This window comes from Chryseobacterium nepalense (assembly GCF_023195755.1).
Taxonomy (GTDB): domain Bacteria; phylum Bacteroidota; class Bacteroidia; order Flavobacteriales; family Weeksellaceae; genus Chryseobacterium; species Chryseobacterium nepalense.
This window is the reverse complement of record NZ_CP096203.1, coordinates 754,375-779,092: the sequence shown is the minus strand read 5'-3', so window position 1 is coordinate 779,092 and position 24,718 is coordinate 754,375. Positions and strand designations below refer to the sequence as shown.

Sequence of the window (24,718 nt, the reverse complement as noted above, 5' to 3'; positions counted from 1 at the left end):
TTTATTTAAAAATGAAATTTTCAGTTCGTTTTTTATCTTCATCCAGTTTTTCAATCAGTTTTTCAAGACCTTCAAATTTAATTTCATCGTGCAGGAAATCCCTGAAGGCAACGGTAATTTTTTCGTCATAAATATCTCCGTTAAAATCAAGAATATACACTTCAACAGTGAGCTTTTCTCCATTCACGGTAGGATTGGTCCCGATACTCAGCATTCCTTTGTATTGCTGATTTTTAAGAAAAACTTCTACAATATAAGCACCTTTTTTCGGCAAAAGTTTAACCTGATCTGTTTCGATATTGGCAGTTGGATAACCAATGGTGCGCCCTATTTTTTTACCATGAACAACTGTTCCGGAGACAGAGTAGGAATAGCCGAGCATTTCGTTGGCCTCAATAATATTCCCCGATAAAAGAGCATTTCGAACTTTGGTAGAACTGATGTTATTTTCATGAATATTAATGGCTTCCATCTGCTCAACTTCAAAATCCAGTTCTTTGGAAAGTTTCTGAAGCAGTTCAAAATTTCCGCTTTTATTTTTACCGAAAGAATGATCGTACCCGATAATCAAATACTTAATATTAAGTTTATCTACTAAAATCTTTCTTACGAACTCTTCACCGGTAAGATTTCTGAATTCTTCATCAAATTCTTTTAAAAATAAAGTGTCAATACCATATTTTTCCATAAGAAATTTTTTCTCGTCCAGCGTATTGAGAAGCTTTAAATCTTCATTTGGATTAAAAACAAATCTTGGATGAGGCCAGAATGTAAGTATTGCTGTTTCAAGGTGATTCTCCGTACCTACTTTTATTAATTCATCAATTATACTTTTATGCCCGAGATGTACCCCGTCGAACATCCCTAAAGATAATGCTAAAGGCTTTTGAGACGTATAATCATTAAAATTCCTGAAAACTTTCAAAATGAAAAAATTTTGACTGCAAATATAAGCAAACTAATGTAACAATATAACAATGTATTAATTTAACAATATATAAAGCCAGCACTTTCTATCACCAGTGATTTAATTGGTAAACTGTATATTGCTACATTGAATAAAAGTATGATAAAAATCTGTTTTTTACCAATTGCGGGTTAAGCAAGAATCATTATATTTGCACCAAGAAAAAATTTAGCAATGGCAAACCAAATTAAAGGTAAAATTTCTCAAATTATTGGTCCGGTAATCGACGTTGTCTTTACTGATGTGGAAGCAGTTCCAAGCATTTATGACGCGTTAGAAATTACAAAGGATAACGGTGAAAAAGTAGTTTTAGAGGTAGAACAGCATATTGGAGAAGATACGGTAAGATGTATCGCAATGGATGCTACTGATGGTCTTAAAAGAGGGCAGGATGTAATCGGATACGGAAATCCTATTACAATGCCAATCGGAGAGGCTGTAAACGGAAGACTTTTCAACGTTGTTGGTGATGCTATCGACGGGCTTCAGAATATTTCTAAGGATGGAGGACTTCCTATCCACAGAGAAGCTCCAAAATTTGATCAACTTTCAACTTCTGCTGAAGTTTTATTTACAGGTATTAAAGTAATCGACCTTATCGAGCCTTATGCAAAAGGGGGGAAAATCGGTTTGTTCGGTGGTGCCGGTGTAGGTAAAACCGTATTAATACAGGAGTTGATTAATAATATTGCAAAAGGACACGGAGGTCTTTCAGTTTTCGCCGGAGTAGGTGAAAGAACGAGAGAAGGAAATGACCTTTTGAGAGAGATGTTGGAATCAGGAATCATCAAGTATGGTGAAGATTTCATGCACTCTATGGAAAACGGAGGTTGGGATCTTTCTAAAGTAGATTTGGAAGCTATGAAAGAATCTAAAGCGGCATTCGTTTTCGGACAGATGAATGAGCCACCTGGTGCAAGAGCGAGAGTAGCACTTTCCGGTCTTACATTAGCTGAATATTATAGAGACGGTGGTGAAAGCGGACAAGGTAGAGACGTACTTTTCTTCGTAGACAACATCTTCCGTTTTACACAGGCTGGTTCTGAGGTATCTGCACTTCTTGGTCGTATGCCATCTGCGGTAGGTTACCAACCGACGCTTGCTTCTGAAATGGGTGCGATGCAGGAAAGAATTACTTCAACTAAAAATGGTTCAATTACTTCAGTACAAGCGGTTTACGTACCTGCGGATGACTTAACTGACCCGGCTCCGGCAACTACATTTGCCCACTTGGATGCAACAACGGTACTAGATAGAAAAATTGCTTCTTTAGGTATTTATCCAGCGGTAGATCCATTGGCTTCTACTTCAAGAATCCTTGCTCCAGAAGTAATCGGTGAAGAACATTATAACTGTGCTCAGAGAGTAAAAGAAATTCTTCAGAGATACAAAGCACTTCAGGATATCATCGCCATCCTTGGTATGGAAGAACTTTCTGAAGAGGATAAATCAGTGGTTTACCGTGCAAGAAAAGTTCAGAGATTCTTGTCTCAGCCTTTCCACGTAGCAGAACAGTTTACAGGTATTCCTGGATCTTTAGTAGATATTAAAGATACCATCAAAGGATTTAACATGATCATCGATGGAGAATTGGATCACTTGCCGGAAGCTGCTTTCAACCTGAAAGGTACCATTGAAGAAGCAATCGAAGCAGGACAAAAAATGTTAGCTGATAACGCATAATAATGCTAATTGCTGATAGCCCATAGCTATTAGCCAAAAGCCAAAAGCAATTAAAATGAATATAAAAATTTTAACACCAGAATACGTAGTTTTTGAAGGGGAAGTAGACTCGGTATTATTGCCTGGAAAGAATGGTGAATTCCACATCATGAAAAACCACGCAGGAATTGTTTCTTCTTTGATCGGTGGTAAAGTGAAATTGTACACAAAGTCTGTTGATGAAGCGTATAATAAGTATTTTACCAAAGAAAATGAAAAAGATTCTGTTTTTTCTTATCCTATCAAAAGCGGTGTTGTAGAATTTAATCATAATAAAGGAATTATCCTTTGTGAATAATTAAATGAAAAGCTAAATATATTTTTCAAGAAAGTGTAACTTTGGTTACACTTTTTTTATGTTATGTAAAATCTGGTTTTATGAAGAAGAGTTTAATTATCATGTTTACAATTCTGGGTTTTTTGCTTCATGCTCAAACAGTAAAAATCAAAAGAGGAATTGTAACGCTTGAAGGTGTGCACATTGCCAAAGTTTTTAATAAATCTAATGTCTATACTTTTATGGATCTTAAAGAGACTCCGATCTACACTGTGGAATTTGTAGACAAAAGTATAGTAGACTCTGTAAGAGACAGTTATATTAAATTAAACAGAATTTATAATAAGGATAAAACACTCGAGCTGGATTATGTTTCACCATCTGCATTTTCGGGTGAAGAAAAATCTGCTGCTTATACCTGTGTAAAAAGCCTGAAGATTATTGACGAAAGAGGAATCAATATTAAAAATTTAGATGAACTATTCAAAACTGCTCCTAAAAGAAAACTTGATAGCAAAACGAAAGATGCATATACCACCAGAAGCAAAATTGATAAATTAAATATAACCGTCAATAATGTCGGTGAAATATTAAGTAATGGAAAACCAGTAGGTTATTTTACCAATTTGCCTGTAAGCTTTGGATCTGAAGATACCATTACTGATAAAACTTTTGTAGATATTGAAATTTATGATGCCAACAGCAAATACATCGGAAAATACATTACCACTACAAAACAAATTAAAACAGCTGGTGGAAAAACGTTTACCTTATACAGGGAAATGTCAGGACGTGCATCTCTTCTGAAATTTCCAACCTATAAAGCCATAGCCGAAAGAATGGCAATTCTGGATCCGAATTTTATCAAAATCCAGGAAAAAGTAATTGTAGGCGAAGTTAAAAGAGATGGTATTGAGAAATGATGGTAGAAATTTGCATTAATATAGCTTGAATAGCTTTAAAAATTATAGAAAACTCCGGAAATAATCTGGAGTTTTTTTATTTTAAGAATATTATTAAAAATTTACAGACTCAAAATTACTCCATTTTCTTTCAATTGCTGCATCGGTTTTGAAAACCAGAATAATTCAAAATTTTCAAAATTTTCTTCAAAATCAGATTTAAGTTGCTGAAGTGTAGGCTTTTTCATATTTTCAACTGAGTATTCACTGAATATTTTTATCAGCCATGCACCATGCAGCTCATCAAAGTCAACAGTTATAATATTGGTTTTTAAGTGTACTGTAATTTTCGTGTACGCATAATTGTACTTCTTTTTTGTTTTTATTCGATTCTCAGCGATTACGTTTTTGGCTAAAAAAATAATTTTCGAATTTCCTTTAAATGTAAAATCATCATTTTCAAGCAAGGCATCATGAATATAATCCGGATGAACGGTTGTTCTTGGAATTTTAAAATCAAACCATTCCTGAAGAGGAAGCTCAAAATTAATTCCGTGCATATAATTGAAAAGTGATTTTTTTAATCCCAAACTAAATTTTCCATGATTGATTCCTGTGCGATCTGTAAAATCCACATCATTGTTTGCAAAATAAATTTCCTGTTTTATTGGGGTAACTCCAAATTCTTCAGGATTTAATCCGACAGGTGAGTGGGCAGTCATTGCAAACTGATGCCAGAATCCACTTTGCAAAATTCCCATTTCAAAAAGCTGACGAACCATTTCCAGGGAATCCACTGTTTCCTGAACGGTCTGAGTAGGATAACCATACATGAGATAAGCATGGATCATGATTCCTGCTTCCGTAAAATTTCTGGTCACTTTCGCAACCTGTTCAACTGAAATTCCTTTATCGATCAATTTCAGCAAACGATCACTTGCCACTTCAAGTCCTCCCGAAACAGCAACGCATCCGGAAAGTTTTAGAAGAAAACATAAATCCCGGGTGAAACTTTTTTCAAAACGAATATTAGTCCACCAGGTTACTACGAGATTTCTCCGCAGAATTTCTAAAGCAACTTCTCTCATCAAAGCCGGAGGTGCTGCTTCATCCACAAAATGAAATCCTGTTTCCCCGGTTGTACGAATCAGTTCTTCCATTCTGTCTACAAGAATTTTTGCAGAAACAGGCTCATAGATTTTAATATAATCTAAAGAAATATCGCAGAAAGTACATTTCCCCCAATAGCATCCGTGAGCCATTGTCAGTTTGTTCCATCTTCCGTCGCTCCATAAACTGTGCATCGGATTGGCAATTTCAATCACCGAAATATATTGGTCCAGCAATAAATCTGAATAATCGGGAGTTCCGATGTCGGCTTGTTTATAATCGTGCCTGGAAGAATTATTTTTATAGGTAACTTTTTCATTTTCAATTAAAAAAGTTCTTTTGAACTGAGATTCTTCACTTTGTTCAGAATGACAAATATTTTCATAAAGCAGTTCGATTGGTAGTTCTCCGTCATCCAAAGTAATGAAATCAAAAAATTCAAAAACCCTTTGATCTTTAACTTCGCGCAATTCGGTATTTGGAAAGCCGCCACCCATTGCTGTTTTTATGTGTGGATAATTTTCTTTAATGAATTTTGCACATCGGAATGCAGAATATAAATTTCCTGGAAAAGGAACTGAAAAGCAAACCAGCTTTGGCTGAGCAGAAGCTAATTTTTCATTGAGTACTTTTAAAGTGATTTTGTCAATAAATGTCTCATTCCCAATAATTTTTGCATAAAGTTCATCAAACGAATTGGCACTTTTTCCCAAACGTTCCGCATATCTGCTAAAACCGAAATCGGGATCAATATTCTCTACAATATAATCTGAAAGATCTTCTAAGTATAAGGTTGCCAAATGTTTAGCTTTATCCTGAAGCCCCATATTTCCAAATGCAAATTCCATATCATCCAGTTGGTTGAAACGTGAAGCCTCCGGAAGAAAATTCATGGAACAGATTTGTCTTGCCAGCGTTGGTATTTTGCCCTGCAGGAAATAAATTACCTGATCGATGGTCTTGATATATTCGTCCCGTAATGAAAAAATACGCTGTGAGTTTTCAGAAATATCGCTGATCTCAATTTCTTTGTTGAAAATGTTGCTGATTCCGTTTTTGGAAAATAACTCCAAAATAACCTCAATTCCCAAATCTGCCTGGAAAGATGAAATGTTTTTAGTGTTCAAAAAACCTTTGATATAAGCGGTAGCAGGATAGGGTGTATTAAGTTGTGTAAAAGGCGGAGTGATTAGAAGCAGGTCTTTCAACAGTAAAATTTTTGCAAAGTTAAGGTTTTCAGAATATATTAGTTCAAAAAAAACCACTGATCATTCAGTGGTTTTAATGTATACTTTTTAAATTTCTTTAAAACTTAAACCTTTTTCGGCCAGCAGTTTTTGCTCCTGATCTTTATAATGACCGCCAACAAGTTTATCGTGGATAGCCTCAAAAGCGGCCAGTGTTTCATTAATTTCAGAATCGGTATGTGATGCTGTAGGAATTAATCTTAGTAGAATCATTCCTTTAGGTATCACAGGATAAACTACTACAGATGTGAAGATTCCGTAGTTTTCTCTTAAGTCTTTCACTAAAAGGGTTGCTTCAACCGGAGTTCCCTGCATCATTACCGGAGTTACACATGTGTTGGTATCACCAATGTTGAAACCTCTTTCTTTTAAACCGTTTTGAAGCTTGTGGGTATTTTCCCAAAGCTTCGCTTTGATTTCAGGTCTTGTTCTTAACAGTTCCAGTCTTTTCAAACCTCCTATTACCATTGGCATTGTTAGAGACTTAGCAAAGATCTGAGATCTTAAATTGAACTTCAGGTATCTGATAATTTCTTTATCACCTGCGATAAAAGCCCCGAACCCGGCCATTGATTTTGCAAAAGTAGAGAAGTATACATCGATCTGATCCTGGCATCCCTGCTCTTCACCAGCCCCGGCCCCGGTTTCACCCAGTGTTCCGAATCCGTGAGCGTCATCAACCAATAACCTGAATTGATATTTTGATTTTAATTCACAGATTTCTTTTAGTTTTCCCTGCTGTCCTCTCATCCCGAAAACACCTTCAGTAATTACAAGAATACCGCCTCCGGTTTCTTCGGCTACTTTGGTTGCCCTTTCAAGGTTTTTTTCAAGACTTGCAATATCATTGTGTCTGTAAGTAAATCTTTTTCCTGCGTGAAGACGGACACCATCCACGATACATGCGTGAGAGTCAACATCATAAACGATAACGTCATTTCTTCCTACCAAAGCATCAATGGTAGAAACCATTCCCTGGTATCCGAAGTTTAATAAATAGGCAGATTCTTTTTGTACAAAATCAGCAAGCTCTTTTTCCAATTGCAGGTGTTGCTCCGTTTCTCCGGACATTGCTCTTGCACCCATCGGGTAAAACATTCCGAATTCTGCGGCAGCTTTCGCATCAGCTTCCAACACTTCCGGGTGGTTACACATTCCAAGATAGTCGTTCGCACTCCAGAAAATAACTTCTCTTCCCTGAAATCTCATTCTCGGGCCTATAGGTCCTTCTAATCTCGGGAAAATAAAATACCCTTCACCATAATCTGCAAATTGTCCAAGAGGTCCTGGATTTTCTTTTATTCTGTCAAAAATATCCAACATTTTTATTAATATTTTAAGTAAAAAAGCCTTTTGTGGTTACAAAAAGGCTTGATTTGTATAACTTTTTTATCCTTATTTAATAAATTCAGTTTTAAAAACTTCATCGTAATTGTGAACACAGTTGTTTACAAAACCCTGTTCTGCCATCCATTTATCACTGTATACTTTGGTAATATATCTGGAACCGTGATCAGGATAAATCAAAACTACCATATCATTTTCTGAAAATTCGTGAGACTGGGCATATTGTATTAATGCCTGAGTAACCGCTCCTGTAGTATATCCTCCCATAATAGCTTCTTTCAGGGCGATCTCACGGGTTCTGTAAGCAGACATTTCGTCGTTTACCCTTACAAATTCATCTACTTTATCGAAAAGAAGGGCAGAAGGAATTAAATTTTTTCCCATTCCTTCAATCTGGTAAGGATGGACGTCTTCTTTATGAATTTCTCCTGTTTCATGATAGCTTTTTAAAATAGATCCGTCTGCATCAACACCAATGATTTTGATGTCTGGATTTTTCTCTTTTAAAAATTTTGCTGATCCGGACAGTGTTCCGCCGGTTCCCGTGCACGCAAAAAGGTGAGTAATTTTACCTTGCGTCTGTTCCCAGATTTCAGGGCCGGTAGTCTGATAATGTGCATCAATATTCAGTTCGTTGAAGTATTGATTGATGTATACTGAATTGGGTGTTTCTGAAGCTATTCTTTTAGCAACTTCATAATATGATCTCGGATCATCTGCAGGAACGTTGGCCGGACAAATATAAACGGTAGCTCCCAATGCCTTCAGATAGGCAATTTTCTCAGGCTTAGTTTTATCACTTACTGCAAGAATACATTTATATCCTTTAATAATGCAAACCATAGCGATTGAGAATCCTGTATTTCCCGATGTAGTTTCTACAACTACGGAATCTTCTCTTAATAAACCTTTTTTCTCAGCGTTTTCTATAATATGAAGTGCGATTCGATCTTTTGTGGAATGTCCAGGATTATATGATTCTAACTTGGCATAAACAGTTGCAGGAATTTCTTTCGTCACAGTGTTAATCTTCACCATAGGAGTATTTCCTATTAGGCCAAGTATATTATCGTAAACATTACTCATTATTTGTTATTTTTCAATAAAAATCTGTCGGCAAAAATACAAAAAAATAAATTTATTTCTAAACTTTTGTTTTGATTTCTAACCTCTAAAATAGATAAAAAAAATTTTATATTACTATTCAACAGATAAACTTTTCAAAAAACGAGCCAAATTCTTTAAATTTTGTTAAAAACAGCCTTAAATCATAGAAAAGCCTTATTTTCGCGTAATTGATTTAATACTATGAAAAATTGGACTTTCAGGCGATGGAACACCGTTCTAGGATGGGTAGTTTTCGTCATTGCATTTATTACATACTTGTCCACCATAGAACCGAATTTCAGTTTTTGGGATTGTGGCGAGTATATTTCCTCGGCGGTAAAACTTGAAGTAACGCATGCTCCTGGAGCCGCATTATTTCAGATTGTGGGTGCTGTGGCAGCCATGTTTGCATTGGGAAATGGCGAAAATTATTCTATCGTAATCAATGCGATGTCCGCATTGTTCAGTGCGTTTACGATCCTGTTTTTATTCTGGACTATCACTCATTTGGTGAGAAGACTTTTAAATAAGGATTTTGACGAAATTACCAAACATCAGGAAATTTCCATTCTTTTTGCGGGAATTGTAGGAGCTTTATGTTTTACCTTTTCAGATACCTTCTGGTTTTCCGCGGTGGAAGGGGAAGTATATTCCATGGCTTCTATGTTTATTGCACTGTTAGTCTGGTTGATTACCAAATGGGAAAATGAGTACCAGCTTCCGGACAATGAACGATGGATTATTCTGATATTCTTTATTCTGGGACTTTCTGTAGGAGTACACATGATGTGTATGCTTGCGATTCCTGCTGTATGTTTTATTTATTACGCCAGAAAATACACTTTTACCTGGAAAAATTTTATCTGGGCCAACGGTATAACGCTTTTAATTCTGGCGATTGTTTTTAAAGGAATTTTCCCGTTCATCATGACCATGTTCGGAAAACTTGAAATTTTCTTTGTTAATGGATTAGGTTTGCCTTTCCATTCAGGAACAATTGCTGCGTTTATCATTATGATTGCGATCTGTTATTTCCTCATTTCCTACACCAGAAAGATGAAGAGAAATATATTTCAGACCATCGCTTTATCTGTAGTATTTATGATGATTGGTTTTTCATGCTGGATGGTGATTCCTATCAGGGCAAATGCCAATCCGCCGATGAACCTTAATGATCCGGACAACGCTATCGGGATGCTGGATTATTACAATAGAGAACAGTACGGTGACTGGCCAACGATTTACGGTCAAAACTATACCGCTTATCTTGATGCTAAAGGAATTGAAAAAAATGAAGACGGAAGCTTCAAGACACAAAAAACCGGTGAGATCTATGAAAAGGATGAGAAAACCGGAACGTACAGAAAGACCGGAGACCGCTTCAACTATGTATTCAATAAAGCGCATGTCGGTTTTATGCCGAGAATGTTTAATGAAGATAAAGATGTTATGGCCAACTACATTTCTATGTACGGCGCGCCAGACTTTAGCTTTAATTATGGCAACGAAGATGTTGCAGACAGCCCTGAAGCAAAGCAGATTTTTGATGAACTCAGAAAAAAATATGAAGATAAAACGATTACTGCTTCCGATTATTTAAAAGTAAGACCGTACGATCTTATCAATGTTCAGAGACCTTCTTTAGGACAGAATTTGGATTATTTTATTACTTTCCAGAACGGATATTACTTTGTACGATACCTGATGTGGAATTTCGTAGGACGTCAGAATGATCTTGAAGGAAATATGGAAAGCACTCGTGGAAACTGGATTTCCGGAATTTCTTTTATTGATGATTCCATTGTAGGAAATCAGGACAAAATGCCTGCAAAATTCAAAAATGAAAGTACGGTGAAATTTTTCTTTTTACCACTGCTTTTAGGACTTATCGGGTTCTTTTTCCAATTGAATAAAGACTTCGGGAGATTCTATGCCATGCTTTCAATTTTCGTATTAATGAGTGTGGGAATCATTTTCTATACCGGTGTAAAACCATTTGAACCAAGAGAAAGAGATTATGCAATGGTGGGTTCGTTTTATGTTTTTGCCATCTGGATTGGCTTGGGTGCAGCGGCCATTCTCTGGTTCCTGCAGTCTAAAGTTAAATCTAACGCAGCCAATATCGTTGCGGGAGTGGTTCTTTTGGGAGTACCTTTTATGATGGGCTTCCAGAATTATAATGTACATAACAGGCACAATCGGTATACCTCATATGACTATGGATATTCTGTATTGAAATCTTTGCCTAAGAATGATATTTTATTCGTGTATGGTGATAATGATACATATCCGGTTTGGGCGATCCAGGAGACGGAGCAGTTCAGAGACGACGTAAAAGTGGTTAACTTTACCCTTGCTTCCACTCCATGGAATATTGATCAGATCAAAAGAAGAACATATAATGCGGCGGCTGTTCCGGGTGTTTTAACGCATGATGATTACAGAGACGGCACCAACGACCAGATCTATATGATGAAAAAACAAGATTGGGAAGGGGTTTTCTCAATGCTTAAAGAACAGGGAGCTCCTGAAACAGAGTTTGCGGAATTCAGAAAATATCTTGTTCAGGATTCTATGACGATGAAAGAAGCTCTGAATTTTCTTAAACATTCATCTTCTGCGAAAAATGAGCTTCTGAAAATGTATTTCGGAGAGGAAAAATATGAAAAATACAATATTTTACCGGTTAATAAATTCATTCTTCCTGTAAATAAAGCCAATGCGGTAAATTCAGGGATTATCAATGCAGCTGATCTCCCGAACACAGTAAATCAGATCATGATTACGTACAAAGCTAATACATTGTATAAAAACAACCTGATTATGCTTGATATTTTGGCTAATTTCGACTGGAAAAGGCCAATCAGTTTCTCTTCAGGAGGAATCTACGACAGTGAGAATGTTTTCTATCTGGATGAATATCTTCAATTCGACGGATTTAGCTACAGGCTGATTCCTATCCATACTCCTCAGACACCGGACGGTGAATTGGGAAGAGTAGATGCGAATTCTTTATATAATGTTGTTAAAAACTTCAGATGGGGTAATTTTAAAGACCTGAATACACATTTCGATGAGACGGCTACTTCCAATATCATCAGCTACAGATCTTCTGCAAGCAGAGCAGCGGCGGCGTTGGCTACAATGGGACAAAAAGGAAAAGCAGTTGAACTTCTTGATCTGGCATCAAGGGAGATTCCTGCAGAAAAATATAATGATCCTCGTTCATTGAGCTCATTGGTTTACGGATATATCGTTTCAGGTCAGGAAAGTAAAGGATTGAAGCTGGCAGAAGTACTGAAGAAAGGTATTTTTGAAGAATACGATTACTATATGAGTCTCAGCAAGTCGGATCAGAACTATCTGAGAAGGCAGATCAGAACAAAGCCGATGGAATATTCATTAGTCATTTCTGCGGTTACGGATGCTTACACTCGAATTGGACAGAAAGAAAAAGCATATGATTATCTCGTAAAATCCATTGAACCAATCGACAAGAAATTCAATACTTTTGTTGAAAATCTTAAAGAAATGGGCAAGGAAAAAGCAATGAATGAATCTGAGCAGGTACAGAAGATCACACCATTCTACCAATATTTATTTGATATTATGGAACCTTTTGACTCCACTTATTCGAAAGAAAAAGAAAGCCAGATTACCAACGCAATCATTAAAGCGACACAATAATAAAAAAAACGGAACTTCGGTTCCGTTTTTTTTATGTTGGGAATCAAATAATTAAAAAGAGTATATTTGTCCTGACAAAGAAACACAATGAAAGAAATAAAAAATCATAGAATCCCGGTTTATGCGGTACTTGTTACAGTACTTTTAAAATTATTATTTTTATTAACCCGCTACATTCAGGAAGATGCATTCATTACCTGGAGGGTTGCTCAGAATCTCCTGGATTACGGAGTAATCGGATTCAACGGGAATGATAAAATTTCAGCTTCCACAACGCATTTATATGTTTTTGTCTCTTATATTTTTAACCTGATTTTCGGAAAGGAAAATTTTATTGAGCCGCTGCTTATTTTCAATTCGATACTTTTTACTATCGGCAGCCTTTTTCTCTCACATCTGTTGCTGAAAAATGTCTGGAATAAAGCTCTATTTATTTTTTTAATAGGAATTTTGCCCCCCGCTATAAAAATTTCGATTCTCGGAATGGAATACGGCATTCTCTTCTTTCTTGAAATGATGCTTTTGTATTATGGTTTTGGTAAAAGTAAAAAATGGGCTCAGATCGTATTGCCGGTCTTAATTATATTCACCAGAATTGATACCGTAATTTTTCTGGGAGTTGTCTTTATCATTGATCTTTTATGGAATAAAAAAATACGCTGGCTTTATATTCTTGGCGGAATTTTAGGGGCGGCCGGTTTATTGGCCTTTAACTGGCTGTATTTCGGAGAAATTGTTAATAATACGATTGTCGCTAAAAAACTGGCCTATGATAAATATTATACATTCCATCAAAACCTGGATCATTTTATACAGAATTTCGGAAATTTCTGGGGAATGCTCAAGCTTCCGGGAAATTTCAATCCGTTCACTATTGTATTGCTTGTTTTTGAATGGCTTTGTTTTATTTATTTAATCAGGCAAAAAGAAAAGAGAAACTTTTTCTTATGGATTATTTTCATTTTCGGATGGGTAAAACAACTGATTTTCCTGTCTCAGAAAAGTATGTTCGACTGGTATTACTGGGTGCCTCAGATTTTACTTTTTGTTCCTATTTTACTTTTTGTTCTCGAGCAGAAAGTAAAAAGAAACCTCTGGCTGACATTATTAATAATATTCTACAGCATTCCTATGCTGGCTTTTCAAACAGTTCATGCGATCGCAACCGGAAATGGTGAATGGAACTACAGACGTACGATAGGTCTTTTTTTAAATTCTTATGAAAAAGATAAAAATCAATGGATTTTTCTTGAACCGGCAGGGTATGTTCCTTATTTTTCAGGACTGAAAACAATTGACGAAGTAGGGCTGGTTGACAAAAAAGTTCAGGATGAAATCAGAAAAGACAAAAAGAACTTTTGGATTAACACAATAAAGGACAGAAAGCCCAAATATCTGCTCTCTTATGATGATTTATTTAAATCTGAAAATGCAGAATATATAAAACTTCATTATAAACTGATCAAAGAATTCCGTGTGAAAGATCATTTGAGAAGTAATCATTTTATTTTACAGAAAATCTATATTTTAAAACCTTCCGGGTCAGATTACAATTTATATGAAAGAATTGATTAATTTCGAAAGATTTTCAACGTCATAATTTAAATTAAAAAATGAAATACTGTGCATTTTTGCGGGGAGTGAATGTGAAAGGGACCAATATGAAAATGGCCGAAGTAGGTGAGGTATTCAAAAAGGCAGGAGCAGAGAATGTAATTTCGGTACTTGCTTCAGGGAACATTCTTTTCACCTCGGAAAAAAAACCGGAAGAATTAAAAAACATTCTTGAAAAAGCAATGTCTGATCATTTTTCATATGAAGCTTTTTTATTTATAAAATCTCAACCCGAGACCGAAAAGTTCTGGAACGGAAATCCTTTTGCAAAAAATGAAAACCTTCATTGCTACAGTTTTATCGGAAATGAGGGAATTGAAAATATTTTGATGAAGGAATTTGAATCTGCAGCGAAAACTCCGCAGGAAGAAGCTAAAATCATTGATCATATTTTTTACTGGCAGGTACCGAAAGGAAATACTCTGGATTCTGTATTCGGTAAAATTTTAGGTAAGAAAAGTCTTAAAGATCAATTTACAAGTAGAAACATCAATACTTTTGAGAAGATTTTAAAAGCATTCAGCAAAATGTGATTTTGAAAATACTGAGCTTTTTCTAATCGGTTCTGCCAAATAAGAACTGAAATTCTGTCGAAATTCTTTACATGCTTATTATCAAAAATTCAAATTTGTAAATGATTATTCACTGATTTGAAAATTCACATATTCTCTCTCTAGGAAAATAAATTCTAAAATTCTTACAAGTATTTATGTTGTACAAATTATTTTTAAGATGTACACTTTTCTGGAAAATAATTGTTTCATACCAGAAAACGTGACAAAATAATATAATTGTTACTATAACGCAGTAATACTATGAATATCATCTGCTTCTTATTATAAATTAATGATTTATGTAGATCATAACAAAAATAATTCACATTTTTTATCTCTATTGATTACAATCATAAAAAACAATTTCAGAATACTTTAGTTTTGTTCTCAGATTATTGAAATATTTTAAACGACCTGATGTAAAGGATAAAGGCAGCATTAAAGGAACTGGCGTGGTATGTATGTGGTATTTTAATTCAGGAAAATTTTAATCATTTTTTCTTTCTTTGTCTTTACCTAAAATATAATCGCATTTTTTGTGAAAATATTTTAAAATTAAATGCAAAAAGCAGGAAAAACGTAATTACTACTAAGACAGGCCAATTTTCAAAATGATAAAATATCAAGCATAAAAATAAAAACTTTAAAAAACGGGGAATAACTCTTAGGAGGGTTTTTATAAAAAAAAATAATGCTGAAGCTTACAACAGGAATTAGTAGAGATGAGAAAACATTATGAAAAACGAAAAGACTGAATTCAATTTAGAAGATTTAAACCAAAAGATTTTTGTGCAGGATGAAATTTTGGCATTAGCAAAAGAAAATTCTCCACGTCTGTTGAGCAAATTCAGATTAGTGGATCCGGACTTTTTTAAGAAATTGTCTGTTATTCAGCCCAATTTAAAAAATTCTGAGCTTATTTTCTGTATCTATTTAAAGCTCAATTTAACAACAAAGGAGATTGCAACCTATACTTTTGTTACTCCTAAAGCCATTCAAAACAGGAAGAACAGGCTGAGAAAAAAATTGAATATTGCATCTAATATTGATATTTATAAATGGTTTAATGAACTTTAAACCATTTTTTATTTTTAAAACTGCAGAATTGCTTTGTCCAGATCATGATACAACAAAATCTTCCAATGATTTTCAATTGCTTCTTTTTGCCATTTCAATCTTAGTTCCATCGCTTTTCTTCCATCAAAATCACTTTTATAAGCCAGATGATATTTCAGGTAGGACTCTTGCGGAAGGTCATCAGCTCCGTAAAAAACGGTTTCTTTACCATCTTTTATCCAGAAAACCTGAATGAAAGGAGTATGGCCGCCGGCAACCTCAAAATAAATTTCATCCGTAATAGATCCGCCGTCTTCATCCATCCATACAATATTGTCCAGACTGATCAGTTTTTCCAGCGTGTCAAAATCAAAAGAGTGGCTGTCCCTGTTGTTCATGGCATATTCCAGTTCCCGTTTTTGTATGAATATTTCAGCATTGGGAAAGGTTGCTTTAAAATTTTCTCCTGTACGCGTAACAGTAGTCTCAATATGATCTTTGTGCAGATGTGAAAGCAATATTTTGGTTACCTTTTCCGGTGCAATATTTTCCACTTCCATAAGCTCGGAGATAACGGTCTTTCCTGATTCATTTTTCCAACCGATTCCTGCATCCAGCAAAATAACATCTTTTTCTGTAGTAATGAGATAAGGAGTTACAGACATTTTAATTCCTTTTGCCGTATGGATATTTTCTTCTGTTAAGAGGGTGAAATTTTTGTTTTTGTTTGTAGAAAAATTTCCTTCTTTCAGCGGTATAATCTTCATGGTGCAAATTTCTTTATAAATTCTGATTCCGGAAACCTTTTCCATCAATTGGAATCATCGCTAAAAGCGATAAAAGTTCAGGTATTGTTTATCATAAAATAAGTATTTTTGTGTCGTTAATTCCGCACATCCTTAAACAAAATTATGCAGTTGAATTCTACCGGTGGGATCTCACGTACTGTAATATGGCTCATGACCATCATTTCAGGGCTTGTTGTAGCAAATATTTATTATAACCAACCTTTACTTTCATTGATTTCGGAAGATCTGCAGGTTTCCGAATCTGCAGCAGGAAAAATCTCCGTGCTTACCCAGCTAGGATATGCGGCCGGGCTTTTACTGATTGTTCCGCTAGGAGACAAACTATTCCGTAAAAAGCTTATTCTTATAGATTTGCTGTTAGTATTTTTTTCATTGGTCTGGATGACATTTGCAAAGGAACTGTGGATGCTGTATATTGCCAGTCTGCTCATAGGAGTAACCTCTGTAATTCCTCAGCTGTTTATACCTATCGCAGCGGAACTTTCAACGGATAAACAAAAATCATCAAATATCGGATTGGTTATGTCCGGACTCTTGCTGGGAATACTTTTGTCCCGTTTCATCGGGGGTGTTGTTGGAGAAATCTGGGGCTGGAGAACCATGTTCGGAATAGCATCAGGAATGATGATCTTTGTTTGGATTGCTGTATATACCTTGCTTCCTGAACTTCCCCCGAATTTTAAGGGAACCTATGGCGATCTGATGAAATCGGTATTTCACCTGGCTAAAACACAGCCTGTTTTACGGCTCGCCTCATTCCGCGGAGCAATGGCTTTCGGTTCCATGTGCGCGCTGTTTACAACTTTAGTTTTCCACATGGAAAAACCACCGTTTAATGCCGGTTCATCAGTGGTGGGGAGTTTTGGTCTTGCCGGAGCAGCCGGAGCTTTAGCTGCAGCAAGGGTTGGAAAGCTGCAAAAAATATTCGATCTGAACAGAATTATTATTTATGCTTTATCAGTAGTATTGATCAGTTGGGCATTTACTTATTTCGCCGGGGAAACCTATTGGGGACTTATTGTGGGTGTTGTTCTGGTAGATCTTGGCGTTCAATCTGCCCATATTATGAATCAGACAGACTTCTTTTTAATAAAATCCAATGCTGTAAACAGGCTCAATACCGTTTATATGGTGTCTTATTTTATAGGCGGCTCTCTGGGAACATGGCTTGCTTCCGTTGCGTGGCATTATTACCAGTGGGGCGGTGTCTGTTTTGTAGGAACAGCAATGGGCGCTCTGGCTTTAACGGCGCATCTCCTTTTCAGCAGAAAAATAAATAAAATATAAATAATTAAACTAAATAAATACGATGAAAGTAGAAATCTGGTCAGACGTCATGTGTCCGTTTTGCTATATCGGGAAAAATAATTTTGAAAAAGCACTTGAAAAACTGCCTTTCAAAGATGAAATAGAAGTAGAATGGAAAAGCTTCCAGCTTGATCCAATGCTGAATCCTCATGAAATAAAAACAACCTTTGACTATTTCAGAGAGAAAAAAGGAGTACCTGAAGTTCAGGCAAAACAGATGGTAGAACAGGTTTCACATATGGGAAATACGGCAGGAATCAGCTTTAATTTTGACAAAGCGATCATTACCAATACTTTTTCTGCACACAAATTATTACATTTAGCAAAGAAGTATAAAAAAGCCAATGAGATGGAAGAAGCCCTCTTTATTGCTCATTTCATCGAAGGAAAAAATGTGGGAGATATCAATACACTTGTTGATATTGCCGGCTCTCTGGAAATAAATACAGATGAAGCCCGAAAGGTTTTAACATCAGAAGAATTTGATGATGAGGTAAAACATGATTTTTCCGAAGCGAAAGATCACGGAATTTCAGGAGTTCCTTTTTTTATTTTGAATGGAAAATATGCCGTTTCCGGAGCACAGCCTGTTGATTTTTTCGCCGGTGCGCTTCAGCAGACCTATGACGAAACCGTAGTTCCGCTGAAAAATCTTTCGGGAGATGATAATTCCTGTGGAACAGACGGATGCAGTATTTAGATAATATTCAAATAAAATCATTTTATGATTACAGTAAATGAAAATCACAGTTTTCCGTTAGACGAAACTCTTTTCGTATTTGCTTTAGATTCTGAAGCAGGAAAAGTCTTTAATGATAAAAATAAACTCATCACTGGCATTGGAAAAGTAAATGCTGCAATGGAGCTGACGAAAGAAATTCACCGGAGAAGGCCAAAGTTAATTATAAACCTCGGTTCTGCCGGAAGCAAGAGTTTCCACAAAGGAGAAGTCGTTTGCTGTACACAATTTATCCAGCGGGATATGGATGTGAGAGGACTTGGATTTAGCCTGTACGAAACACCATTGTCCGGCATTCCGCCTGTTCTCGAATATGGATTAAAAAGAAATGGCCTTCCTGAAGGAATTTGCGGCAGCGGAGACAGCTTTGAAATGAATCATTCTGAAGCAGATTATAATGTTGTTGATATGGAAGCTTATCCGTTAGCATTGATTGCCATGAAAGAAAACATTCCATTCCTCTGCCTGAAATATATTTCCGATGATGCAGGAAGTGAGGCTGCAGACGACTGGACGGTGCAGGTACATCTTGCTTCAGAAGCATTTAATAAAATTTTATTTTTAAAATAGTATGACATCAATAGTTCTGAGAAAAGCTGTTTCAGCAGATCTTCAAACCCTTCAGCAAATTGGAAAGGAAACTTTTTATGAAACGTTTTCAAAACATAACTCAGAGGCAGAAATGCAGAAATATCTGGCTGAAAGTTTCGCTTCAGAAAAAATATTGAAAGAACTTAATACCCCGGAATCACAATTTTTTATCGCGTGGGAAGATGAAAGTCCGGTAGGATATCTGAAAGTAAATTCAGAAAAGGCTCAGACCGAGCTTCAGGACGGGACGGCTATTGAGATCGAAAGAATTTATGTTAAAAGTTCCCATCAAGGTAAAAAAGTAGGACAGCTTCTGTTTGATAAAGCTCTTGAAATTGCTCGACAGCAGAATAAAAAGTACATCTGGCTGGGTGTTTGGGAAGAAAATAAAAAAGCGGTAAACTTTTATACTAAAAACGGTTTTACAGAATTTGCTAAACACATCTTCCGCTTAGGAAATGATGAACAGACCGACCTGATGATGAAAAAAGTGCTGGAATAAGATTAGATCTCATAAATTTCGGCATCAGTAAATACATAAAATCTTCCTTTTTTAGGGAGATTTTTGGTGTCAAGTCCGGTAAACTCACTGAATGCAGGTAACAAAAGCTGGTTTTCTGTCACAACAAAGCAGGGAAGCTTTATTTTTTTAACCACGGAATTGATTACAAATCCCGGATGAATGTGTCCGGTAATCTGAAACTTAGAATGCTTTTTTTCAAAATCATGAATCAGCATAAAATCTTCAATTTCCATTAATTCAGATTTAAAGTTTAAGCATAATTTGGATTCCAGTTTTTTGGAAATCCTGTCGTGGTTTCCTTCAATAAGATGGAATTCAAGATCGCCGTACTGGTTTCTCCAGCTGCAGAATTCATCTACATCAGAATTATCACCGGCGTGCAGAAGGTCTCCAACGACAATAAATTTTTCCGGCTTAAAATATTCAATAAGGATCGAAAGCCGTTCGAGATCATTTTTCATAATCTGGTTGGCTAATGCGATTCCGTTTTTCCGGAAATGAGCTGTTTTTCCGATGTGCAGATCTGAAAGGATAAGGGCTTTCTGCTCTTCCCAGAATAAAGCCCTTTGATTGGTAAGGATAAATGTTTCCTGACGGATCTTTATTTTTTTTGTCTGTACGTTCATTCTTTTCAGAATACTTGTTGATTATTGTGCTTTCAATTCATTTTTCATATTACTTTTAATTCTTTTCGCAGACAGATTAAGAAACCTTTTTACCAGAAATAAAGCGGAAATTGTAAGTCCGAGACCTAATGCAATCCACATTCCGAAAGCTCCCATTTTTAAGGTTACGCAAAGAAAATATCCTAGCGGAATCGTAATAATCCAGTAGGCAATAAAAGTATAGATGGAGGGAACTTTTACATCCTGCATTCCTCTGAGGGTTCCTAACGCAGTAACCTGAATTCCGTCCGAAAGCTGGAATAGAGCGGCAATGATCATTAATTTTGCAGCCAGTGCAATTACTTCAACTTCTTCTTTTTTGGTGAAAAAAGTAGGCAGGATATTTCTCCCCAGGATAAAAACAATTCCGCAGATGGCCATAAAAATAAAAGCGATCTTCAGGTTGTTAATTCCAACTTTTCTTAATTCCGTAAAGTTTTGTTCGCCCAGTTTTCTGCCGATCATCACTGTAGAAGCAACACTGAACCCGATACATAAATTAAATGTAAATGATGCCATGCTTAAAGCAATCTGGTGGGAAGCGATATCATGTGCTGAAATCAGCCCGCAGATAAAAGCCGCACCGGCAAAAGCCGTTACCTCAAAAAACATCTGGAGGGCAGTCGGCAAACCTAATCTTACCATTTTATCAAACATTTTTTTAGAAAACACTTCAATTTTTAAAGAAAAATCTATGATATAGCGTCTGGTTTTTTCCTGATTCAAAAGGACGAAATACAGGAACACCACCATAAATATTCTGGCAATAAGACTGGCTAATGCGGAACCTTTTACTCCCATTGGCGGAAGCCCGAACAAACCTTTAATGAAAACATAATTTAAAACAATATTGATAATATTCGCAATAATTGTGGCTTTTGTAACACCAATCGTATACGATAACCCTTCCGAAACTTCCCGAAGTGTCTGAAAAGCCATAAAAGGAACAATACTGATTGCCATAATGGTAAGGAAATCTACCGTATCCGGAATAATTTTTTCCGGCTGCCCCGAATGGTAAAGCAACGGCATTGCTAAAAGCAGAACTCCCATTAAAATAATTCCGACTGTCATATTGATGATAAAGCCATGACTGAAAACCGAGTTGATGGTTTTATGGTCATGCTTCGAATGAGCCTCCGAAACAAGCGGCGGAATAGCGAAGGAAAATCCCAAAGCAAGCACAAACATGGAGAAAAAAACAGCGTTTCCCAATGAAACAGAGGCAAGTGCATCAGCTCCCAGCAGTTTTCCCACAATAATATTGTCAAAAAGATTTACCGAAACCTGTCCAACCTGTGTAAGCATTACCGGAAGGGCCAGTGTAAGGCATTCTTTAGTATAGTTTTTATTTAAAAAGTTCATAATAGTTTGAGGTGCATATCTTTTTTAATCAAAAAAAAATTGCAGTAACATTTGATACTGCAATTTTCATAATTTATTTGAAGTAATACTTACATTATTTCCTTACAAAACTTGCAACGTCGTCGGCAGAAACAGTGTTTCCTCCTAAAATGATCAGCCTTTCCACAACGTTTCTTAGCTCTCTGATATTTCCTGTCCAGGAAAGTGCTTTTAAAGCTTCGATAGCTTTATCATCAAATTTCTTAGGAGCAGTTCCGTGCTCATCAGAGATTATTCCGGCGAAATGTTCAACCAGAGATTTGATGTCTTCCTTTCTTTCATCCAATGGCGGTACATAGATTTCAATAACAGAAAGTCTGTGATAAAGGTCCTCACGGAATCTTCCGGCTTCAATTTCTTTCTGCATGTTTTTATTGGTAGCGGCAAGAACTCTTACATCAACCTTTATTTCCTTATCACTTCCTACAGGAGATACTTTGCTTTCCTGCAACGCTCTTAAAACTTTTGCCTGGGCAATAAGGCTCATATCACCGATCTCATCCAGGAAAATAGTTCCGCCGTTGGCCTGCTCGAATTTTCCCTGTTTATCTTTAATTGCTCCCGTAAAAGATCCTTTCACGTGCCCGAACAACTCAGATTCTATCAATTCGGAAGGAATCGCGGCACAGTTTACTTCTACCATTGGTCCTCTGGCTCTGTCGCTCTGGTTGTGGATAGCGTGAGCTACAAGCTCTTTTCCGGCTCCGTTCGGCCCCGTAATTAAAACCCTTGCATCAGATACGGCTACCTTCTCGATCATATCCTGAATCTTCTTTAAACCTGCAGATTCACCAATCATCTGATATTTTTTGCTTACCTTTCTTTTAAGCGTTTTGTTTTCTGTCTGAAGGTTTTTGTTTTCCTTCTTCAGGCTTTCTTTGGCTAAAGCATTTTTTACACTGGTAATCAGTCTGTTGATATCAATAGGTTTGGAGATGAAATCATATGCGCCGTCTTTAAGGCAGGAAACAGCAGAATCAATGTCTGCATGTCCTGAAATCATAATGAAAGTGGATTCCGGCTTAAGGGTTAAACTCTGTTTCAAAAGTTCGGTTCCGGAAAGTTTAGGCATTTTAATATCTGAAATTACCAGTGCGAAATCTTCTTTTTCTACCTGTTTATAACCTTCAAGGCCGTCTTCGGCGATTACAAATTCATATTCTGTAAGTTCATCGGAAAGAATACTTTGGAGTACTCCGGAGATTGCTTTTTCGTCTTCTACAATAAGGATTTTTTGCATAGTTGCAAATTTAGATTTTTTTGATTGAATTATTAGCAAAAACTATACCTAATACACTAATTTGAATAATCTCTTCTGCCGAAAATTGCCGATCCCACACGCACCGAATTGGCTCCGCATTCAATGGCAATCGGGAAGTCGTCACTCATTCCCATTGATAATGTTTCTAAAGGCTGTTGTTGATTTAATTCATCAAAAAGCTTTTTAAGGTTTAAAAATTCCTTTTTTATCTGGTTTTCATCTTCAGTAAAAGTAGCCATTCCCATTAAACCGGTGATAAGAATATTTGGAAACTCTCCGCTGAGGTATTTCTGGTACAGAATTTTTGCTTCTTCTGTTTCGAGGCCGAACTTGGTTTCTTCTTCAGCAATTTTTACCTGAAGTAAAACTTTGATGGTACGGTTATGTTTTGCCGCTTCTTTATTGATTTCCCGAATCAGTTTTTCCGAGTCCACACTCTGGATGGTATCAATAAATTCAGCAATAAATTTTACTTTATTGGTTTGGAGATGTCCTATCAGATGCCATTGGATATCTTTTGGAAGAAGTGGATATTTTTCACTCAGCTCCTGTACTTTGTTTTCCCCGAAAATCCGTTGCCCAAGATCATAAACTTCCTGAATCGCAGAAACCGGGTGGGTTTTTGAAACTGCCACCAATTCTACATGCTGAGGAAGCCTGCTTTTTACAATGTTATAATTTTCCTGAATACTCATACCTGCAAATTTCTGAATTTTAAATTAAAATGTAATCAGATTGTCAATTTTAATTTAACCGCAAAAGACACAAAAGATTAGTTTGAAATTATTTTAGATAAACAAAGATCACAAAAATAAAAATTAAAGATTTTTAAAAACTTATGAGATCTTATTATATCCTACTAATAAACAACTTTAAATATATTTTTAATCTTTTGGGTCTTTTGTGGTAATTAAAAATCAAATAAAGTTTAAAGAAATATTCAGTTCAGTATTTCATTAATTCCCGGATATTCCGAGATTTTTCTGAAAACAAAACGGTTACTTTTCTGAAGTTTCTCAATAAAAAGATCAAGCTCGTTAATAGAATCTGCATCTGTTAAATACTGATCATGGGTAAGAAAAACCAGGTGCCTGGAAGTTTTTTCAAGATCGTTAAAAAAGATACTGTCTACTTTTTTCATCATGGCTTCATGATTTCCTTTTAAGGCCATTTTATTGGTTGGTTTCCATTCAAGGTCCCATCCGATGACTTTATAACCCGCTTTTTTCAGACTGTTTGCGGCTTCTGCGGAGCTTTTCAGGTCGGTAACGGTAATATTGTTCAGTCTCCAGATGTTTCGTCCGGGTGTTCTTGCAATTTTATCGTAGAGTTTCAGGCTGTCTTTAGCCGTATCAAAATCATGAACAACTGCTACCGGATTTTTATAAAAATCGGTGTATTTGTTATGAGCATGCGTAAAACTGTGATTGGCAAGTTCGATCAGCTTATCTTTTCTAAGAAGCTGAAGGTCCTGCTCTTGTTTTTTGCTGCCGTAAACATGTTTTCCTACGAGAAAAGCAGTGGCGCAGACATTTCTTTTGTGTAGAATTCTAAGAAGGTTTTCCGTTCCACGGTTGGGCCCGTCATCGAATGTGAGGTAGATTACTCTTTTGTCGGGCGGAACAATTTCATCAATTTTGGGGACAGCTTTTGCGACGGGATGGTCTTTCTGAATCATTTTTTCTGATTCTTTCTTGTCTTTTTTCTGATTACAGCTGTTACACAGAACTGAAGTTGCACTCATCAATGCAAACATCCCAAGAAAAGTCTTTTTTAGAGACTTTTCCGCAAAGGTTTTTGTCATAAAATTAAATGGAATTGAGTTGTT

General features: G+C 36.2%; 21 protein-coding genes. 11 read left to right on the top strand and 10 right to left on the bottom strand.

All coding sequences use genetic code 11. From position 1 onward, the window contains the following. Nucleotide 1: 1 nt before the first annotated feature. Entirely contained in the window at nt 2-925 is a 924-nt protein-coding gene (locus M0D58_RS03275) for a bifunctional riboflavin kinase/FAD synthetase (RefSeq protein ID WP_248393581.1), read from the bottom strand. 216 nt (nt 926-1,141) lie between these two features. On the opposite strand from M0D58_RS03275, the gene atpD reads away from it, so the two are divergent. The 3 genes from atpD (at nt 1,142) to M0D58_RS03260 (ending at nt 3,889) form a co-directional block, all read left to right on the top strand. Beyond that, a complete protein-coding gene (gene atpD / locus M0D58_RS03270) occupies nt 1,142-2,650 on the top strand; it encodes a F0F1 ATP synthase subunit beta (RefSeq protein WP_169230663.1) in 1,509 nt (502 codons plus the stop codon). Nucleotides 2,651-2,705: 55 nt separating this feature from the next. After that, the gene (locus M0D58_RS03265; RefSeq protein WP_066436270.1) at nt 2,706-2,987 is read left to right on the top strand and encodes a FoF1 ATP synthase subunit delta/epsilon; all 282 of its coding nucleotides are present in this window, start codon (nt 2,706-2,708) and stop codon (nt 2,985-2,987) included. 80 nt (nt 2,988-3,067) lie between these two features. Next, the gene (locus tag M0D58_RS03260) at nt 3,068-3,889 is read left to right on the top strand and encodes a hypothetical protein (RefSeq protein WP_248393580.1); all 822 of its coding nucleotides are present in this window, start codon (nt 3,068-3,070) and stop codon (nt 3,887-3,889) included. A gap of 101 nt (nt 3,890-3,990) precedes the next feature. Here the strand turns inward: M0D58_RS03260 and M0D58_RS03255 are convergent, their stop codons facing one another. From M0D58_RS03255 to M0D58_RS03245, 3 genes are all read right to left on the bottom strand, one after another. Continuing rightward, nucleotides 3,991-6,186: a B12-binding domain-containing radical SAM protein gene (locus M0D58_RS03255; protein ID WP_248393579.1), complete on the bottom strand. Its 2,196-nt coding sequence runs from the start codon at nt 6,184-6,186 to the stop codon at nt 3,991-3,993. Nucleotides 6,187-6,273: 87 nt separating this feature from the next. Continuing rightward, nucleotides 6,274-7,548: an aminotransferase class I/II-fold pyridoxal phosphate-dependent enzyme gene (locus M0D58_RS03250; protein ID WP_248393578.1), complete on the bottom strand. Its 1,275-nt coding sequence runs from the start codon at nt 7,546-7,548 to the stop codon at nt 6,274-6,276. Nucleotides 7,549-7,620: 72 nt separating this feature from the next. Further along, the gene (locus tag M0D58_RS03245; protein ID WP_248393577.1) at nt 7,621-8,658 is read right to left on the bottom strand and encodes a PLP-dependent cysteine synthase family protein; all 1,038 of its coding nucleotides are present in this window, start codon (nt 8,656-8,658) and stop codon (nt 7,621-7,623) included. 222 nt (nt 8,659-8,880) lie between these two features. Here M0D58_RS03245 and M0D58_RS03240 point away from each other — a divergent pair, with 222 nt between their 5' ends. The 4 genes from M0D58_RS03240 to M0D58_RS03225 all read left to right on the top strand — a co-directional run bounded on the left by M0D58_RS03240 (nt 8,881) and on the right by M0D58_RS03225 (nt 15,611). Further along, nucleotides 8,881-12,366 (top strand): glycosyltransferase family 117 protein, encoded by a 3,486-nt coding sequence (locus tag M0D58_RS03240; protein WP_248393576.1) that lies wholly within the window; start codon nt 8,881-8,883, stop codon nt 12,364-12,366. 87 nt (nt 12,367-12,453) lie between these two features. After that, a complete protein-coding gene (locus M0D58_RS03235) occupies nt 12,454-13,941 on the top strand; it encodes an LTA synthase family protein (RefSeq protein ID WP_248393575.1) in 1,488 nt (495 codons plus the stop codon). A gap of 38 nt (nt 13,942-13,979) precedes the next feature. Continuing rightward, nucleotides 13,980-14,513: a DUF1697 domain-containing protein gene (locus tag M0D58_RS03230; protein WP_248393574.1), complete on the top strand. Its 534-nt coding sequence runs from the start codon at nt 13,980-13,982 to the stop codon at nt 14,511-14,513. Nucleotides 14,514-15,269: 756 nt separating this feature from the next. Continuing rightward, nucleotides 15,270-15,611 (top strand): helix-turn-helix transcriptional regulator, encoded by a 342-nt coding sequence (locus M0D58_RS03225; protein WP_248393573.1) that lies wholly within the window; start codon nt 15,270-15,272, stop codon nt 15,609-15,611. Between the two features lie 14 nt (nt 15,612-15,625). On the opposite strand, the gene M0D58_RS03220 is transcribed toward M0D58_RS03225, so the two are convergent. After that, nucleotides 15,626-16,357 carry an MBL fold metallo-hydrolase gene (locus tag M0D58_RS03220; protein ID WP_248393572.1) on the bottom strand — a complete coding sequence of 244 codons (732 nt, stop codon included), beginning with the start codon at nt 16,355-16,357 and terminating at the stop codon, nt 15,626-15,628. Between the two features lie 144 nt (nt 16,358-16,501). Between M0D58_RS03220 and M0D58_RS03215 the strand changes: the two genes are divergently transcribed. From M0D58_RS03215 to M0D58_RS03200, 4 genes are read left to right on the top strand one after another with little or no spacing between them, the layout of a single operon-like run. Next, entirely contained in the window at nt 16,502-17,686 is a 1,185-nt protein-coding gene (locus tag M0D58_RS03215) for an MFS transporter (RefSeq protein WP_248393571.1), read from the top strand. Nucleotides 17,687-17,708: 22 nt separating this feature from the next. Further along, complete coding sequence (locus tag M0D58_RS03210; protein ID WP_248393570.1) at nt 17,709-18,407, top strand: DsbA family oxidoreductase; 699 nt, start codon at nt 17,709-17,711, stop codon at nt 18,405-18,407. Between the two features lie 24 nt (nt 18,408-18,431). Then, complete coding sequence (locus tag M0D58_RS03205; RefSeq protein WP_248393569.1) at nt 18,432-19,016, top strand: 5'-methylthioadenosine/S-adenosylhomocysteine nucleosidase family protein; 585 nt, start codon at nt 18,432-18,434, stop codon at nt 19,014-19,016. Nucleotide 19,017: 1 nt separating this feature from the next. Next, nucleotides 19,018-19,539: a GNAT family N-acetyltransferase gene (locus M0D58_RS03200; RefSeq protein WP_248393568.1), complete on the top strand. Its 522-nt coding sequence runs from the start codon at nt 19,018-19,020 to the stop codon at nt 19,537-19,539. Between the two features lie 2 nt (nt 19,540-19,541). Here the strand turns inward: M0D58_RS03200 and pdeM are convergent, their stop codons facing one another. The 5 genes from pdeM to M0D58_RS03175 all read right to left on the bottom strand — a co-directional run bounded on the left by pdeM (nt 19,542) and on the right by M0D58_RS03175 (nt 24,694). Further along, a complete protein-coding gene (gene pdeM, locus M0D58_RS03195) occupies nt 19,542-20,186 on the bottom strand; it encodes a ligase-associated DNA damage response endonuclease PdeM (protein WP_248393567.1) in 645 nt (214 codons plus the stop codon). A 21-nt stretch (nt 20,187-20,207) separates the two neighbouring features. After that, nucleotides 20,208-21,590, bottom strand: coding sequence for an MATE family efflux transporter (locus M0D58_RS03190; protein WP_248393566.1), 1,383 nt, complete (start codon nt 21,588-21,590; stop codon nt 20,208-20,210). 94 nt (nt 21,591-21,684) lie between these two features. Then, nucleotides 21,685-22,869 carry a sigma-54-dependent transcriptional regulator gene (locus tag M0D58_RS03185; protein WP_248393565.1) on the bottom strand — a complete coding sequence of 395 codons (1,185 nt, stop codon included), beginning with the start codon at nt 22,867-22,869 and terminating at the stop codon, nt 21,685-21,687. 56 nt (nt 22,870-22,925) lie between these two features. Then, nucleotides 22,926-23,585 (bottom strand): YggS family pyridoxal phosphate-dependent enzyme, encoded by a 660-nt coding sequence (locus M0D58_RS03180; RefSeq protein ID WP_248393564.1) that lies wholly within the window; start codon nt 23,583-23,585, stop codon nt 22,926-22,928. Between the two features lie 245 nt (nt 23,586-23,830). Beyond that, nucleotides 23,831-24,694 (bottom strand): polysaccharide deacetylase family protein, encoded by an 864-nt coding sequence (locus tag M0D58_RS03175; RefSeq protein ID WP_248393563.1) that lies wholly within the window; start codon nt 24,692-24,694, stop codon nt 23,831-23,833. Between the last annotated feature and the right edge of the window lie 24 nt (nt 24,695-24,718).

Bases quoted from the DNA above. Each gene is read 5' to 3' on its own strand.
- M0D58_RS03205 (WP_248393569.1), top strand. From the start codon at position 18,432: ATGATTACAGTAAATGAAAATCACAGTTTTCCGTTAGACGAAACTCTT.
- M0D58_RS03180 (WP_248393564.1), bottom strand. From the start codon at position 23,585: ATGAGTATTCAGGAAAATTATAACATTGTAAAAAGCAGGCTTCCTCAG.
- atpD (WP_169230663.1), top strand. From the start codon at position 1,142: ATGGCAAACCAAATTAAAGGTAAAATTTCTCAAATTATTGGTCCGGTA.
- M0D58_RS03260 (WP_248393580.1), top strand. From the start codon at position 3,068: ATGAAGAAGAGTTTAATTATCATGTTTACAATTCTGGGTTTTTTGCTT.
- M0D58_RS03175 (WP_248393563.1), bottom strand. From the start codon at position 24,694: ATGACAAAAACCTTTGCGGAAAAGTCTCTAAAAAAGACTTTTCTTGGG.
- M0D58_RS03240 (WP_248393576.1), top strand. From the start codon at position 8,881: ATGAAAAATTGGACTTTCAGGCGATGGAACACCGTTCTAGGATGGGTA.
- M0D58_RS03265 (WP_066436270.1), top strand. From the start codon at position 2,706: ATGAATATAAAAATTTTAACACCAGAATACGTAGTTTTTGAAGGGGAA.
- M0D58_RS03190 (WP_248393566.1), bottom strand. From the start codon at position 21,590: ATGAACTTTTTAAATAAAAACTATACTAAAGAATGCCTTACACTGGCC.
- M0D58_RS03200 (WP_248393568.1), top strand. From the start codon at position 19,018: ATGACATCAATAGTTCTGAGAAAAGCTGTTTCAGCAGATCTTCAAACC.
- M0D58_RS03210 (WP_248393570.1), top strand. From the start codon at position 17,709: ATGAAAGTAGAAATCTGGTCAGACGTCATGTGTCCGTTTTGCTATATC.
- M0D58_RS03220 (WP_248393572.1), bottom strand. From the start codon at position 16,357: ATGAAGATTATACCGCTGAAAGAAGGAAATTTTTCTACAAACAAAAAC.
- M0D58_RS03215 (WP_248393571.1), top strand. From the start codon at position 16,502: ATGCAGTTGAATTCTACCGGTGGGATCTCACGTACTGTAATATGGCTC.
- M0D58_RS03225 (WP_248393573.1), top strand. From the start codon at position 15,270: ATGAAAAACGAAAAGACTGAATTCAATTTAGAAGATTTAAACCAAAAG.
- M0D58_RS03230 (WP_248393574.1), top strand. From the start codon at position 13,980: ATGAAATACTGTGCATTTTTGCGGGGAGTGAATGTGAAAGGGACCAAT.
- pdeM (WP_248393567.1), bottom strand. From the start codon at position 20,186: ATGAACGTACAGACAAAAAAAATAAAGATCCGTCAGGAAACATTTATC.
- M0D58_RS03235 (WP_248393575.1), top strand. From the start codon at position 12,454: ATGAAAGAAATAAAAAATCATAGAATCCCGGTTTATGCGGTACTTGTT.
- M0D58_RS03250 (WP_248393578.1), bottom strand. From the start codon at position 7,548: ATGTTGGATATTTTTGACAGAATAAAAGAAAATCCAGGACCTCTTGGA.
- M0D58_RS03245 (WP_248393577.1), bottom strand. From the start codon at position 8,658: ATGAGTAATGTTTACGATAATATACTTGGCCTAATAGGAAATACTCCT.
- M0D58_RS03185 (WP_248393565.1), bottom strand. From the start codon at position 22,869: ATGCAAAAAATCCTTATTGTAGAAGACGAAAAAGCAATCTCCGGAGTA.